This window comes from Streptomyces sp. NRRL F-5755 (assembly GCF_001279365.1).
GTDB classification, from domain to species: domain Bacteria; phylum Actinomycetota; class Actinomycetes; order Streptomycetales; family Streptomycetaceae; genus Streptomyces; species Streptomyces rimosus.
Window position 1 is genome coordinate 21,402 of record NZ_LGCW01000326.1, and the last position, 14,302, is coordinate 35,703.

The 14,302-nt window shown below is 68.5% G+C and carries 12 protein-coding genes; 8 read left to right on the plus strand and 4 right to left on the minus strand.

Annotated features, from left to right (window positions below):
• Positions 1 to 30: 30 nt before the first annotated feature.
• Positions 31 to 2,034: an alkyl/aryl-sulfatase gene (locus tag ADK86_RS39810; protein WP_078952575.1), complete on the minus strand. Its 2,004-nt coding sequence runs from the start codon at positions 2,032 to 2,034 to the stop codon at positions 31 to 33.
• A gap of 421 nt (positions 2,035 to 2,455) precedes the next feature.
• Here ADK86_RS39810 and ADK86_RS39815 point away from each other — a divergent pair, with 421 nt between their 5' ends.
• Positions 2,456 to 3,562 carry a hemopexin repeat-containing protein gene (locus ADK86_RS39815; protein ID WP_053701036.1) on the plus strand — a complete coding sequence of 369 codons (1,107 nt, stop codon included), beginning with the start codon at positions 2,456 to 2,458 and terminating at the stop codon, positions 3,560 to 3,562.
• A gap of 1,038 nt (positions 3,563 to 4,600) precedes the next feature.
• Complete coding sequence (locus ADK86_RS44075) at positions 4,601 to 4,894, plus strand: hypothetical protein (protein ID WP_420718915.1); 294 nt, start codon at positions 4,601 to 4,603, stop codon at positions 4,892 to 4,894.
• A gap of 91 nt (positions 4,895 to 4,985) precedes the next feature.
• Here the strand turns inward: ADK86_RS44075 and ADK86_RS39825 are convergent, their stop codons facing one another.
• The gene (locus ADK86_RS39825; protein WP_053701038.1) at positions 4,986 to 5,807 is read right to left on the minus strand and encodes a thioredoxin domain-containing protein; all 822 of its coding nucleotides are present in this window, start codon (positions 5,805 to 5,807) and stop codon (positions 4,986 to 4,988) included.
• 1,070 nt (positions 5,808 to 6,877) lie between these two features.
• On the opposite strand from ADK86_RS39825, the gene ADK86_RS39830 reads away from it, so the two are divergent.
• The 6 genes from ADK86_RS39830 to ADK86_RS39850 all read left to right on the plus strand — a co-directional run bounded on the left by ADK86_RS39830 (position 6,878) and on the right by ADK86_RS39850 (position 12,702).
• A complete protein-coding gene (locus tag ADK86_RS39830; RefSeq protein ID WP_053701039.1) occupies positions 6,878 to 7,366 on the plus strand; it encodes a hypothetical protein in 489 nt (162 codons plus the stop codon).
• 7 nt (positions 7,367 to 7,373) lie between these two features.
• Positions 7,374 to 7,658, plus strand: coding sequence for a hypothetical protein (locus ADK86_RS39835; RefSeq protein WP_053701040.1), 285 nt, complete (start codon positions 7,374 to 7,376; stop codon positions 7,656 to 7,658).
• A 537-nt stretch (positions 7,659 to 8,195) separates the two neighbouring features.
• Complete coding sequence (locus tag ADK86_RS39840; protein ID WP_159394070.1) at positions 8,196 to 9,296, plus strand: hypothetical protein; 1,101 nt, start codon at positions 8,196 to 8,198, stop codon at positions 9,294 to 9,296.
• An 823-nt stretch (positions 9,297 to 10,119) separates the two neighbouring features.
• On the plus strand, positions 10,120 to 10,266 hold the full coding sequence (locus ADK86_RS43610; RefSeq protein WP_159394071.1) for a hypothetical protein: 147 nt from the start codon (positions 10,120 to 10,122) through the stop codon (positions 10,264 to 10,266).
• A 552-nt stretch (positions 10,267 to 10,818) separates the two neighbouring features.
• Positions 10,819 to 11,397 (plus strand): hypothetical protein, encoded by a 579-nt coding sequence (locus ADK86_RS39845; protein ID WP_053701042.1) that lies wholly within the window; start codon positions 10,819 to 10,821, stop codon positions 11,395 to 11,397.
• 3 nt (positions 11,398 to 11,400) lie between these two features.
• Positions 11,401 to 12,702, plus strand: a complete 1,302-nt coding sequence (locus tag ADK86_RS39850) for a sensor histidine kinase (RefSeq protein WP_234346343.1) — start codon at positions 11,401 to 11,403, stop codon at positions 12,700 to 12,702.
• A 359-nt stretch (positions 12,703 to 13,061) separates the two neighbouring features.
• Here ADK86_RS39850 and ADK86_RS43615 read toward each other — a convergent pair whose 3' ends face one another.
• Positions 13,062 to 13,421, minus strand: coding sequence for a Tn3 family transposase (locus ADK86_RS43615; protein WP_159394072.1), 360 nt, complete (start codon positions 13,419 to 13,421; stop codon positions 13,062 to 13,064).
• A 310-nt stretch (positions 13,422 to 13,731) separates the two neighbouring features.
• Positions 13,732 to 14,302, minus strand: a 571-nt coding sequence (locus tag ADK86_RS39860; RefSeq protein ID WP_159394073.1) for a L,D-transpeptidase, incomplete at its 5' end; no start/stop codon positions are given.

A 14,302-nucleotide genomic window follows, 5' to 3' on the forward strand; every position in this document is an offset into this window, starting at 1 on the left:
ACGGGCCTTCTGCCGTGGGGCAGACAGCGGTCAGGGGGTGCTCAGACCGAACCAGAACTCGAAGGTTTCCAGCAGGCCGTTCAGGGTGTTCAGCGGTTCCAGGGTGCCGGTGTCGACCGTCAAGGTGCCCTCGGCGACGAGCTGGTCGGGTGTGGATGCTGCGATGGCGAGGCTGTTCAGGCCGGCGCGGGTGAGGGTGTAGGTGGCATCCGCGTGCTCCGCGTCGACGAGGGCAGCGGTGTAGACCAGGACGCCGTTGCGCAGGCGGACCATGCACTGGCTGGGGTCGCCGGGCAGGCCGCCGGTGAGGGTGAGGCCCAGGGTGAGCGTGTGGGCGGCGGCGTCGGGGCCGTTGAGGCGGATGCCGAGGTAGTCGAAGAGCATCTGCAGCGGCATCGCCTCCAGCACCGCCTCGGTGATGATCTGCGGGGAGGGCAGACCCGGCGGGGTGCCGTCGGCCGGGCGGGTGCGCAGCTCGTGGGCGGCGGCGAGGTAGAAGTTGCGCCAGGGGCCGCTTTCGGCCTGGTAGCCGAGCTGTTCGAGGACGTCGGCCTGGAGCGTGCGGGCGTCGTGGTTGGTGGGGTCGGCGAAGACGGCGTGGCTGAGCAGTTCGGCCGCCCACCGGTAGTCCTCGGTGGCCTTGGCGTTGTCGAACGTCTCCCGGGCCGTGGCCACGACGTTGGCCGCGCCGCCCATCGCCGCCACGTAGCGGGGGCCGGCCTGCTCGGGCGGCAGGGTGTGCAGGTGGGCGGCGTTGCCGTCGTACCAGCCCAGATAACGCTGGTAGACGGCCTTGAGGTCGTGGTTGGCGGTGCCGTAGTAGCCGCGGTTGTACCACTGCCCCGCCAGGCTCTGCGGCACCGCGCGGTCGAGGTCTTCGGCGATCTCGGTCATGGTGCGGCCGTGGTTGGCCAGCCGCAGCGCCTGGTCGTGCAGATAGCGGTACAGATCGGCCTGGCTGGTCAGGAACGAGATAATCGCATCCGGCATCTCGTCGGTGTTCCAGCGGGGCCAGAAGTGCGAGGCGAACAGCGTCTTCGCGCGCTCGCCGTACCACTCGACGGCCTGGTTGAGGTACTGCGACCACGCCTTGGCGTCGCGGACCTGGGCGCCGCGCAGGCTGTAGAGGTTGTGCAGGGTGGGGGTGGCGTTCTCCGCCATGCACACCGTCTCGATGTCGGGCAGGTAGAAGTTCATCTCCGCCGGGGCCTCGGTGCCCGGCGTGAGCTGGAACTCCAGGTTCACCGGCCCGAACGCGACCACATGGCCGGGCTGCGCGACGTCGGAGGTGACGGTGTAGGTCGGGGCCAGCAGGCCCGACGAGCCCGCGGAAGTGTTCTTGCCCAGACCGGCGTCCACCTGCCCCTGCACGGAACGTTCCAGCAGCGTCCCGTACATGAACAGTGCCCGGCGCTGCATGGCGTTGCCGGCGTAGACGTTCTCGCTCACCGCATGCTCCAGGAACCCGTCCGGGGCGATGACGTCCACGCCCTCGGGCAGCCGGCCGTCGTCGAACAGGCCCAGCACACCGCCGTAGTGGTCGATGTGGGAGTGGGTGAACAGCACCGCGCGGATCGTGCGGTCCTGGCCGCGGTGCTCCCGGTAGAGCTGCCAGGCGGCCGCCGCGCACTCCTCGCTGATCAGCGGGTCGACCACCACGACCTCGCGGGAGGTGCCGGTGGGGTCCTCCAGGAAGGAAATGTTCGACAGGTCCATCCCCCGCACCTGATAGACGGCGTCGGGGACGACCTCGAACAGGCCGGTGTTCATGTTCAGCAGTGCGTTGCGCCACAGGCTGGGGTTGACGGTCTCGGGCGCATCCCCGGACAGGAATGCGTACGGGCCCAGGCTCCAGGCGGGGATGTCACTGCCGGCCCGGTCGATCGTGAAGTCGGCGGGCAGGGAGGCGATCAGCCCCTGGGCCGCGAGCGCCGCCTCCGGATCCTGGTCCGGCGGCGGGACACTGACCGCGGCGTTCACATCCCTGGTCAACGACGTCGCGGGCTGGGACGCGTTGCGCTCGGAGGCGGTCAACGGCTTCTCCCTTCGCTCGGCCGGGCACCCGGCGGGACACGGACCTTCGGGGCGTCTGCGCGCCGGACCGCACGCTGACGGGCACCGACCAGCACCCGCGAGCTCCAGCGGCCCACTACCACGGAGCCTGGCAGCCCGCGAAGAGCACGGACAGCGACGTAACCGGCCAACCCCTCGCGATCTCTGCCCGCACGCGAACCGCCGACCGGCGTATGGACCGGTCATCACGCAGAGCCGCCCTCTCCGCTGCGAACAGAGACAGGAGTCGTCGGCCGACGGTCGGGGCGCGATCGGTACCCCGGCTTCTCTGGCCCCGGTCTCTCGCCGCTCGTAGGTTGCGCGGTGATGGGCGTGGGCGGCAGCGCGGTACGGCAACCGGGCCGTGCCGGACGCCCGGCCCCGAGCGTCTCGGGAGGGATCGATGACGATCCAGGCAGCCTTCAACCGCTCCCAGATCAAGTGGGACACCTACATGTTCCTGGGCGGCCAGTACCTGTCCTACGGCCTCGCCTCCAACACCGTGTTCGTCGGCCCCCGGAGCATCGCCGCCGGATGGCCGGGCCTCGCCGACACCCAGTTCGCCGAGGGCATCGACGCGATGGTGCCCTTCTCGTACCCGCCGGTCATCTCGACGGTGCCGGTGATCCCGACCGAGAAGGACTACGTCTACATCTTCCGCGGCGACCAGTACGTGCGGTACGACTTCGCCAACGAGAAGATCATCTACGGTCCGCTCAGCATCGCCCAGTGGTGGCCGGGTATGAAGGACGTCGGGTTCGACCGGGACATCGACGCCGCGTTCATGGACCACCGGGGCGACTTCGCGCAGGTCTTCGTGGACACCTACATCTTCTTCAAGGGTGACAAGTACATCACCTACGATCCCCGCGCGGACAAGGTGAGCGGCGGCCCCTACCCCATCGCCGACCGGTGGCCGGGGCTGAAGGAGGCCGGGTTCACCCGGGACATCGACGCGGTGATCTACAACGTCGTCGAGCCCTCGGCCCTGGGCGGTAACAGCCGCCGGGAGTGCTACTTCGTCAAGGCCGACAAGGTCCTGCACTTCGACATCGAGAACTGGAAGGCACTGACCGGCGCCCGCAACATCTCCGACTTCTGGCCCGGCCTCAAGGGCACCGAGTACGCCGCCGCCACCCCCACACCGCCCTACCCGCAGGTCAAGGCGCACGCCGACTTCAGGATCACCTTCAACAACCCAGGGGAGAACAACCCCAACCCCTACGGCTGGATCGAGCTGAAGACCAAGAGCGGCCGGCCCTTCCGGATCTGGACCCAGCAGAACCAGGGCAACTCCACCCCGGCCCGGGCCAGCGCCGCGCCGTCCATGAACCTGCCGTTCACCTCATCCGACATCGCGAGCGTAGGCGCCTGCGTCGACGAGTACGACGCGCTCAGCGGCGACGACTACCTCGCCCGCGGCTCCAAGAACTTCGCCGGCAACGGCAGGTACACCCTGTCCTCCGACGACGGCAGCGTGGACATCGACATCACCGTCACCGACCTTTGACCCCGGGCCGCGGAAAAAGCCACGCCATCTGCGGACTTCGTCACCGAGCGTTGCGAGAACACGGTTGCTGGCTGTCCCGGATCATGAGCCGGCTGCCCTGCCCGTCATGGCGCGCCTGGACCACGCCGACAGCCGCACCGAATACCAGGTCACCCCCAGACCAGCCGGCATCGGGAAACCATGCACCGCGCGTACTGGTGGCCCCAGCCCGGCCTACGCCGCGCCCACGGCAGCACCTGCGAGCCCACCGACCGCGAACCCACCCCGAAGACCACGGTCGGCTGATCCCACGGGCGACCGTACGTCGGATCACTGGCCGTGCATGGCGGCTCGGCGGGCAGGGCAGGATCCGCCCGCCTCGTTCCCGGGGAGGAGAACGAGGCACGGCGGGCCCGGGCCGGCGGCGGCCAGACGCCGGTGACGAACCGGACCGGCCCGCCCCGGCTTCCACATCGTTCCCGTACGGCCCAAAGGGCTGGGCCGGGAAACTGAAGGGGCTTCGTCGGGAGCCCGAGGCTACTGGTCCCTGTTGTGGGCTCTCATCCGGTGGGTTGGCGGCGAACGCGCCCGGCTTGCTCCGATTCTTGCACCTGGCGTACTGGGCTGGGGCGTGGGGCGGGACACCTCTGCGGTGAGTACTGTTCCGGGCCCGGTGCCTCGTGACCGACCCGCGCTCGGGCGGGGTATCAGCAACTTCTTCCCGCAAAGCGTCGAGATCTCGCCGACGGGTCAGGCGACAGCCGCGCTTGCAGCGCCGCAGACCGTCCCCCTCCGTATCGGCGCAATCCAAGCTGCGATTGTCCTGCTGGAGGAGGCGGAGCGGACTGCGGACAACGAGAAGGCCCATATGACGGTGCCGGCCCCGTCGCCTTGCTCCGTGCTGCGATGAAGCCTGCGTGCGAGGCGCCGTAAGGCTCAAAACACCCCCGGAGACGACGGCCTGCAACGCCTCATCGACATCAACCTCCACCTCGCAGGCGAGCCGCAGACCAACTCCCTGCTGCGCGCCGGAGTGCGACTGGCCGTCGAGCAGGGAGAATTCGGCTCACCGGACAACACCCCTTACCGCTACTGGTCGACCACTTCGCCGCCCAATTGCTCGCCGCCAAGGAGAAAGGCGAACTGCTGCCGGACATCGACGTACACGAACTGGCCTGGACACTGGCCAATTCCTATTCCGGCACGCAGCTCCTTTCCCGGATCTCCACCGGCCGCACCGACCTGTACCAACGGCTCGTCGCACTGTGGCGCTACCTGCTGCCCGGTATCGCCACCCCCGCCGCCTATTCCCAAGTGTCCTTCAGCAGGCAGTGGGACCGTTCAGCAGCATGACCAAAAGCCCGCCGAGCCGGGCCGCATCCGGCACTCGGGGTTACCCGGGCCTGTCCACCCAGCGGACGACCAGGACGCGGACGAGGGCGGTTCAGGGCCGTATGGCTTTGTCGACCTCCGCGTCGAACGCGTCCGGCGTGGCCGGGGCGACCTTGCCGTTCGCGCCGTCGGTGCCCAGCACCGTGTCGTCCAGCTTGACCGTCGGCGTGCTCTCGACGTCCTTGAACGAGGCATAACTCTTCGACATCTCCAGCGCCCAGCGGTTGTACGTACCGCTCCACACGGCCTTTCGAAATTCGGCGTTGTGCTTGAGGGCGAACACCGTGTCGGCCACCTTGAGCAGGTAGTCGTTGTCGGCGAATTTGTCCGGGCCGCTCTCCTCGGGGTGGTACTCCTTCGAGAACAGCGCCTTTTTGAACTTCAGGAATGCGTCGGGGCTCACGTTGAGCGCGGCCCCCATCGCGCTGAGCGCGTTCTTGGAACCGGTGCCCCGGAGGTTGCCGTCCATAGAAGTGCCCAGGTGGAAGGAGACCTTGTACTTACCGGCCTTGAGGTCCTTCTCAATGGTCTCGCCCACCTTCTGCTCGAAGGCGGAGCAACCAGGGCAGCGGGCGTCTTCGAAGAGCGACAGCGTGTGCTCCGTGCCCTTCTTCCCGATGACGACCTCCGTGCCGTTCTTACCGGAGGTGTTGGCCGGCCGCACCAGCTTGGCACTCTTGGCCTCGGCCCACTCATCGGCGCCACGGCTCGAATCGGCCACGCCCATGGTGATACCTCCTACAACGGCCAGCACGGCGAGCATCGCCCCGCCGACAACGAACTGCTGGCACATCCTCTCCTTCTGCCGCTCGCGCTCGGCGCACAGTCGCTTGGGGACTGCCTGCTTGCTGGTGTGGCTGTTGAGGTGGCTCATGCCTGTGTCGCTCCCGCGGGAAACGATCAACGATTCCGGCCCGGCAAGCCGCGGCCCGGGGACCGGTGTGGCGAGGGCCCGGGACGGCCGGCGCCGCATGGCCCCGCCCCCGCGGAGCCTGCGTCGCCCTGGCCTGCAGTGCCTGCTGAGGCTGTCGAACGCCGGAAGGCGGTCGACAGCCTCCCAAAGGTGTAGCGGCGTATCGAGACGGTATCCGTGTCGTCGGCTACACGGAAGCCGTGGTCGGCAAGCCGGACCATGGCGTACATGGCGGCGTCTTCCGGGGAGATGGCTGCTGGCGGTGCCATGGCGTGCTGGTCCGCGTCCCAGGCCCAGCCGAGCTGGTGGAGTACGGCACGCGCCCGCAGGCGGTCCCACCCACTGACCGCCACGAGTCCGCGGCTTGCGGATGCGATGAAAACCACGTCCGGATTCGCTCTCATAGGGCCGTCACTTCCTAGGTTCCTCCGGGAGTTGTTCCCGCCTTCGCTTGTGGTGGTTACTGTGCGCTCATACGGCGATGCCTCAGCAGTCCGCATGACTGTTGGCCCCGCTCTCAATGCCCCCGGCAGGGAGTCATGGAGAGCGGCCCGCCCCGTCCACGCCGCAGCAGGCTCACCCTGATCCGAGTTCCCGGCGCCCGCCCCGAACCCAGTAAGCAGTCCAAGTATACATGAGACGTATACATTGCGTGTATAGAATGCCTCTGCGCAGACTCCACACGCTTTCTTTCCTGCGGCCGACACATACCCAACCGCCGCCCGCCGTCGTCCCCTCCCAGTCGACGCTGGAATCGGTGGGCACCGGCGGTGTGCACGGTGGCGGCACACGTGGTGGGGCTGCCGCCCCCTGCCCACACCTCGTAGCAGGAATGGGGGCTCCCCTCTGCCTTGGGCAACGCCTGCGCCGCCTGAGCGACATGGAAGGCGCCCACGGCCTGGGCCCGCACGCCCGCGCCGATCGCGGTCACCGGCGCCCTCGCCGTTCCACTGCTGTTCGGCGGCCGACTGCGCCTGGACCTGGCCTGGTTACGGCACGAGGACGCCTTCCTCGACCTGAACCTGCGCGGCATGGTCGTACGCCTCCCCCACCTGGCCCTCACCGCCCGCCTGGCCAACCAGGCCAACGCCCGCGCCCTGCGGCAGGTCGTCGACGCCGGGGCGACGACGCAGCGGCGCAGCGCCGCGCTGCCCGCACTGATCGCCGTGGCGGTGTGCAGTGTGCTCAGCGCCGGGCTGCGGGCGGTGTCCACCGCCGGCAACGGACGGCTGGAGCACGACGCGGTGGAACGCGTGGCCACCGAGATCCACCTGACCGCCTCCGCCAAGGTGGAGACGGCCCCGATCGAAGACCCCGGCTTCCACCGCAGGGCGGAGTCCGCCCGCACCGGGATCCTCGCCTCGGCCCTGACCCGCATCGCCTACGCGGCGACGTTCAGCGTGCTCGGCCTGCTGCTATGGACCGGCGCCATGCCGCTCGCGGTGGGCGGTACCACTATCCCCCCGCACCACCACCAGCTCCCTGACCAGCCTCGTCCGCCAGATCAATTACCTCAATGAAGAGAGCTTGTTCGTCGGCGACCTGGAGCGCATCCAGGACGAGGCCGAACGCCGCGCCATCCCCACCACCGGCCGCCCGGTACCCGAGTACGTCGACGGAATTCGCTTCGAAACGGTGTCCTTCACCTACCCGGGCAAGGACAACAAGCCCGCCCTCGACGGCGACGACCTGCACATCCCCGCCGGGGCGACGGCGAAGGAGATACACAGCCGGGTGCGCTCGGGCCGCCGGGCGTCCGCCAGGGCCTGCAGGGGCGTGCCTGCCCCTTCGGGACGTGTGGCGTCCGGCTAGCCGGGCCTGCCCGAGGCGCGCTGAAGGCGCCCGTACGGCCAGTGGGCCAGCGCTGTGTTGCGGCCGCCCAGAGACCGCGTATCAGCCACAACTCGATCGTTACACGAGGCCGTTGCGGCCACCAGCACGGGTGCTGACCTGACGTTTTGCTGATGCAGGCGGCCGAAGACCGTGGTCGGTGCGCCCGCATCTCGTGGTGGAGACCGGCGAAAGTCTGTGGTCACCCGCCGGGTCACGCGGCCCCGACCGAAGACTTACGCCCGGGGTATGGACACCGGGGCCCGGCCGGGCTTCACTGGCTGAAATCCGGACGCCCAAGCTGGACTTTCTCATACATAAGGCGCCGATCCTGCCACAGGCCTCGATCAGGACTTTTCAGGCATTGCGCCTCGTCTCTGCGGTCGATGTGTACACGGACTGCCCAGCCGGTCCATCGTCCGCGTTCCCAAGCGTCCCTGCGAGGGCCTGGACCGCCCTCCGCAGGGTTACAGCAAGACAAGCGGCCCGATCTCAGCCGGAGAACAGGGAGTTACCGTCATGACGAACTCAGCCCCCACCCTGCGCCCAGCATCCAGCCGCAAGGCCAGAAGCGCCGTACTGCTGGCGACGGCCATGGCCGTCGCGTCTCCCCTCCTGGTGGGCACCGCGCCGCCGGCCGTGGCCGCCGACGACGCCCAGAAGGCGGCCATCGACCAGTCGCTCTACACGTCGGAGGGCCAGATCATCCAGGCGCTGGAGAAGGGAACGGAGAAGGACGAGAAGAACGGAATTGAGGGGCACCCGCCGTGGGCGCCCATCGAAAAGATCGAGGCCGTGATGGGCTACCCCAAGGGCATCGACAAGGAGAATCCCCCCGCCGAGCTGGACCATGTGAAGAAGCTGTACGACCCCAAGACGGCAGTTGCGGACGCCAAGAAGAAGGCGAAGGAGTACACGCAAAACACCAAGAACCCCAAGTCCTCGCGGGACCTCGCCCAGGAGCTGGTGAATTCGCCGTTCGACGGCCCCGAGGAACTCCAGAACACCAACACCCCCGTCGACGGAATGGGAACCACGGTCGAGGAGCACTGCGCGGGCAAGAGCAGATACTTCCAGGGCAAGCAGCCCAAGAACTCGCCGAATTCGTGCCTCTTCGTCGGTCAGGTCGACGAGGACAGCAAGGACGGCAAGTACCCCAAGGCGAAGGAAAGCCCCGCCCTGGTCGGCGGAGGGGAGAAGTCCATCACGACCGAGGGGCAGGCCACCCACGAGAACAGCACGACGGAAGGCTGGAAGTACGGCGGCAAGTTCTCGGGCGAGCTCAACGCTACCCCCGCGGGGGACAAGGGGGGACCGGGGGGAAAGGGCAGCGCTGAGTTCAACTTCGAATACAGCTACTCCATCACCGCCACCGAAAAAGTGACGAACATCGTCAGGGACACGACCACTGTCAAGTTCCCGGAGGGGAATAAGCAGAATACTCTGCAAGGCCGGCGCAACGGCGCGTACTACTACGGCTACATCGTCATCCCCAGGAAGGAGACAAAGCCCGAGAATGGCAAGGAAGGGTATGAGCACCTGGTCGTCGTTCCCGCCCGGGTCTACGTCCAGTCCTCCAAGACCACCAGCGCCATGACCTTCTTCAAGCTCCAGCAGTAGTTCCGGCCCGGTCTCGCTCGACAGGCAGCCGCCGATGACACCCCTGCGGACAAAATAGCTGCCGAGCGGTCCGGATACCCAGGACCGGCCTTCCCGACATCGCTCTCCACGGCCCCACACCGGACCGTGGAGAGCAGTGTCGACTGCCGGTACAGCCGATACAGACCCACTTCCGCCGGTGGGACCAAGCACACCACGATGATCATTGAGCTACCTGCCGCAGCTCCTGCTCCGTGGTGCCCACCAGCGGGCGTTGCCCGCTCCATTGAGGCAGATGGCCGCGTCAATCCGGTCTCGCGCGGAGGAGACGGCAGATTACCGCGGGGGCTTGGCCTCCAAGGCCCCGACCGGGACCTCGCGGCGAGACCTGTCGGAACGCTACGGGCCGTGAAAGAGAGCCCGTACCCGCCTGCTGCCGACTCGTAATGGAGATTCCCGCGATGTTGCAGCCCGTGTCCCGCGCATCTTGCACTCGGTGCACCACACGGCGCTCAACTGCGCACGCCAAGGAGCCCAACGCAGGACACCGGGATAAAGAGGTCTACGAACGCTGACCCATCAGCCAATGCGCCGGTTAAGCTGTGAAAGATCCCTTTTAAACAGACCGACGCCTGATACATGGATAAGCCCGGCCTGGACGGCCGGGTTCCCGTCAGTGATGCCCCAGAAAGACGTTCTCGCACAACGATCAAGACGCGGCTGATACATATCCTTGCGGCGGCTGCAACACAGCCCTGACCAGCTTGCCAGCACAGACGCCTTCAGCGCGCCTCGGCCCCGTCCAACGAGACCGGACGCCATCCGCACCCCAAAAGGAGCAGGCATGCCCCTGCAGGCCATACCGCACGCCCGGCGGTCCAAGCGCATCGGGCTGCGCATCTCCTTCGCTGTCGCGCTGACTGGCGTTGCTGCCCTGGCCGGTATGGCAGAAATTCGACCTCCTCCAGGATCCGACGGCTACAGCCATTGACCGCCCCACGGACCGGCGACCTTTGCCTCCATCCCGCTTTCTCCGGCCGGGGCCGCCATCAATATGGCCAGCCAACCGCGCGGAACCCGTAATCACCGCAGACCAGCCCCTTGCGCGACCCCCCAGTCGGGCGATTTTCCTCGCACCCCATCGCACGGTTCCGGCTCTGCGGTCGGGCCCCGCTACGGCCGCAGTTTGGAAAGGCGGCGACTTGAGGCAGCCCCGCTGCGCGAGGCATGACGGACGGAAGGACTCGCGCCTCGGTGCCCTGCGCACAGGAACTCCGGTGGGAGGGTCGTTCCACGGCCGGGCGGAAGTTGCGGGTTATCGTCTGCACGCCTGTCGGACTGGTTCCGAACGACACGGAGAGAACGTTTGCCCCCGTACATCTCAGTCCAAGTGCCCTTGTTGAGGCGCGCCGTCCGCGGTCTGCGCCCACCCCGTGCCGCCGTACGAGCGGCGGCACTGACGAGCGCGGCGGCGGGCACGGCGGCGCTGCTGGGCGGGTGCGGGCAGGCAGATGAGCCCAAGAGCGCGGGGCATGCCGCTGCCGTGCCCGGTCCGGTAGAGCTGTGGCCCGAGCGCACGCCCGCGCCGCTGCTCTCCCCGAACCCGGGCAGTCATCACGAGCCGGTTCTCATTCCCGCGCTGTCCAAGGTGGCGGACCTCCGGAAGGTGTCCGGGCTGTCCGCCGTCCAGGCGCAGCTGGACGCGGATCGGCGCCGCGGTGACCCCGGGTTCTTCCCCGAGGACGACGAGAACAAGATCCGCGCCTGTGCCACGCGGTCGGGCGCGCGCTCGTGTCCCGTACGGGCTGCCCAGTACCACGATCTGACAGGGGACGGCCAGGACGAGCTGATCGTCAGCATCGAGGGGAGCAGGGACCGCCTCCTGACCATCTGGGTCTATCGGCTCAAGGACGGGGTGGTGCACCGGATCCTGGATGTCAGCCCGTCGCCGCTGGCGGTGGAGGTGGCCGGCGGCAAGCTGATCACGCGGGAACCCACGGACAAGCCCGGTTACGAGGCCCGCACCGTCTACGGATGGAACCCCCAGGTCCAGGTCCTGGAGGTGGAGTCCAACGAGTACAACCGGCGCTCTCCGGCCTCGGCCGCTCCTCGGGGCCGGTAGGCCGTGCGTACGCTTGGGCTGCGTCCGCCGCGGTGGCTGCCTGCCTGGACGGCGACACTGCGCTTCAAGACGGCCGTCTTCATCACCGTCATGTGCTACGTGCTCGCGACGGTGCTCGGCGCCCTGGTGCACGTCCTGGTCGACCGGCAGACCCAGGACCGGGCACGCACCACGGCCCTGAGCGAACTGGACCGTGGCAAGTCCGCATACGTCGCCGGCGACCCCCTGCCCCGCGACGTCGCCGTGGACCCGCCGGGGCTCCCCGCGCCGTTGCGCACGATGACCGTCCAGCGGCATGAGCGCGCGACCCAGCTCGTCACCGACCGGGACCGTCCCGTGGTGTGGGCCGCCACCCCTGTCGCGGGCGGCAAGGTGCTGGCGCTACGGCTGGACTACAGCGAACAGGCAGCCGCGCTGCGCGGCCTGGACCGGGCCATCACCGCTTCCGCCGCCGCGGCGATCGCCCTCACTCTGGCGGTCGGGCTGGTCTCCGTCTCCCGCATCACGCGCCGGCTGCACCACATCGCCCGCGTTGCCCGGCGTATCAGCACCGGAGATCTCGACGCCCGGGTGGACGATGCCCGCGCCCGGCGTCCCGACCGTGCCCGGGACGAGGCCGCCGCCGTGGCCACCGCGCTCGACGCGATGGCCACCAGCCTGCAGAACCGGCTGCACAGCGAACAGCGCTTCACCGCCGATGTCGCCCACGAGCTGCGCACCCCGCTCGCCGGGCTCAACTCCGCGGCCGAACTGCTGCCGCCCGGCCGCCCCACCGAGATGGTGCGCGACCGGGTCCGGGCCCTGCTCGGGCTGACCGAGGACCTGCTGGAGATCTCCCGGCTCGACGCCCGGGCCGAAAGCGCCGATCTGGCCCTCCACCATCTGGGGGTCCTGGCGGAACACGCGGTCCGGGCCACCGGAACGGCAACCGAGGTCCGTGTCGTACGCGACGCCCAGGTGGAGACCGACCGACGCCGGCTCGAACGCGTCCTGGCCAACCTCGTCACCAACGCCCACAAGCACGGCCGCCCACCCGTCGTGGTCACCGTCGACGCCCCGGCCGTCACCGTACGGGACCACGGCGACGGCTACCCCGCCTACCTCCTCGATCAGGGCCCCCAGCGCTTCCGCAGCCAGTCCGGCGGGTCCGAGACCGGCAAACGCACCGGCCACGGGCTGGGCCTGACCATCGCCACCGGCCAGGCCCACGTCCTCGGCGCCGCCCTGCACTTCACCAACGCCCCCGACGGCGGAGCCCTCGCCGAACTCCAGCTCCCACCCACCCGAACCGGGCCCGACAACTGACCCGTACGCATCCGCTCAGGAGTCCTCAGGAAGCGGGAGAGGATGCGGACGAGGGGCATGCCACGGGCGAGTTGGAGAAGGGCGTTGCGCATGTCGTCGCATGCCTCCCAGCGCACTCGCAGCCGACGCGGGCGCCGGGCGCCTGCCTGCCCGCGGTGAGCGATCCGGGGAACGATGTCCCGCTGCTGCAAACGGCGGCGGCATACCTCGTGATCGTATCCGCGGTCGGCTACAGCGTCCGGGGCCCAGCGGTTGTCCGCCAGCCGCTGATGCGCGGCACGGTGCCGACCAGCGGCAGGGTCTGTGTGCCGTCGTTGTGGTGTCGCCGGCCGACGACACCACAACGGGATTCCCGTCGGTCAGTGGTACTTGAAGGCCCAGCCGCCCCCGGTCAACCGGTCATCGGTCCGTTCGCGGCCCGGATACCGATAGCGCGTCGACGCCTGGTGCGGGTCGTACACCTCGGGCGCAAGACCGAGATCGTGGGTGGAGTACTCCCAGTATTCCCTGAAGCGGCGAATGTCCTCACTCAGGTAGGGCGAGATATGGGTCAGGCCCTCGGGGTTGATGGCGCAGCCCTTCTCCTGGAGCCGGCGCATGGCCTCGGCAGTATCCAGCGCGTTGCGGAAGATCACCGCGTTCGTGAGGAGGGGCGTTGAATTCCGCGGTTTCTCCTGCTCGACGGGGGCGTTGTCGGTAATGACGCCGCCGCAGGGCAAGGCGGGGTTGGTATGGACGACTCGATGGCTGGCTGGAGGAACCAGGCGTCGCGCAACAGTCCGAACGTGCAGTCGGGCTCGATCAGCGGGCAGGCGCGCGTCGGCACTCGCCGGTGAGGTGGCGGGCCAGCAGATCGGCCACAGGGACGCGGAACGAGGCGTCGATGCGGGGCGGGTGGGGCTCACCTCGCAGGCGAGGCGGCAGTACAGGAGCCGTGGCGGGCGGTTCCCCGGTCGCCGGAGGAACCGCCCGCCAGTGTCGTTGGGGAGGAATGAAGAAGGGAGAGAGGGGTTCAGCCTGCGGTGGACGCTACTTCGCGGCGCTGCCTGCGACCCACTCGTTCCAGTCCATGTTCCAGCCGTTGAGGCCGTTGTCCGGCTTGATCGTCTTGTCGGGGGAGTTGACCACGTGGACGACGTCGCCGATCAGCGAGTTCTGGTAGAACCAGGCGCCGTCGGTGTCCGGGTCGCCGGCGCCCTGCGCGTCCTTGAGCCCGATGCAGCCGTGGCTGGTGTTGGCGTTGCCGAAGGTGGTCTTGTCCCAGTAGTTGCCGTGCAGGAACGTGCCGGAGCTGGTCAGGCGCATGGCGTGCGGCACATCGGGGATCACGTACTCGCCCTTGCCGTCGTTGTTGGTGAAGCCGACCGTGGAGCCGTCCATGCGGGTCTGCTGGTGCTTCTCCGAGATGACCATCTTGCCGTTGTAGGTCGGGTGGTCCTTGCTGCCTGTCGAGATCGGGATGGTTTTGATCGTCTTGTCGTCGCGGACCACGGTCATCTGGTGGGTCTTGGCGTCCACCGTGCTGACCTGGGAACGGCCGATCTGGAAGTTGACCTTCTTGTTCTGGACGCCCTTGACGCCGGGCGCGGCCTCGACGCCG

Bases quoted from the DNA above. Each gene is read 5' to 3' on its own strand.
- ADK86_RS39815 (WP_053701036.1), top strand. From the start codon at position 2,456: ATGACGATCCAGGCAGCCTTCAACCGCTCCCAGATCAAGTGGGACACC.
- ADK86_RS39825 (WP_053701038.1), bottom strand. From the start codon at position 5,807: ATGAGCCACCTCAACAGCCACACCAGCAAGCAGGCAGTCCCCAAGCGA.
- ADK86_RS39830 (WP_053701039.1), top strand. From the start codon at position 6,878: ATGGTCGTACGCCTCCCCCACCTGGCCCTCACCGCCCGCCTGGCCAAC.
- ADK86_RS39840 (WP_159394070.1), top strand. From the start codon at position 8,196: ATGACGAACTCAGCCCCCACCCTGCGCCCAGCATCCAGCCGCAAGGCC.
- ADK86_RS43610 (WP_159394071.1), top strand. From the start codon at position 10,120: ATGCCCCTGCAGGCCATACCGCACGCCCGGCGGTCCAAGCGCATCGGG.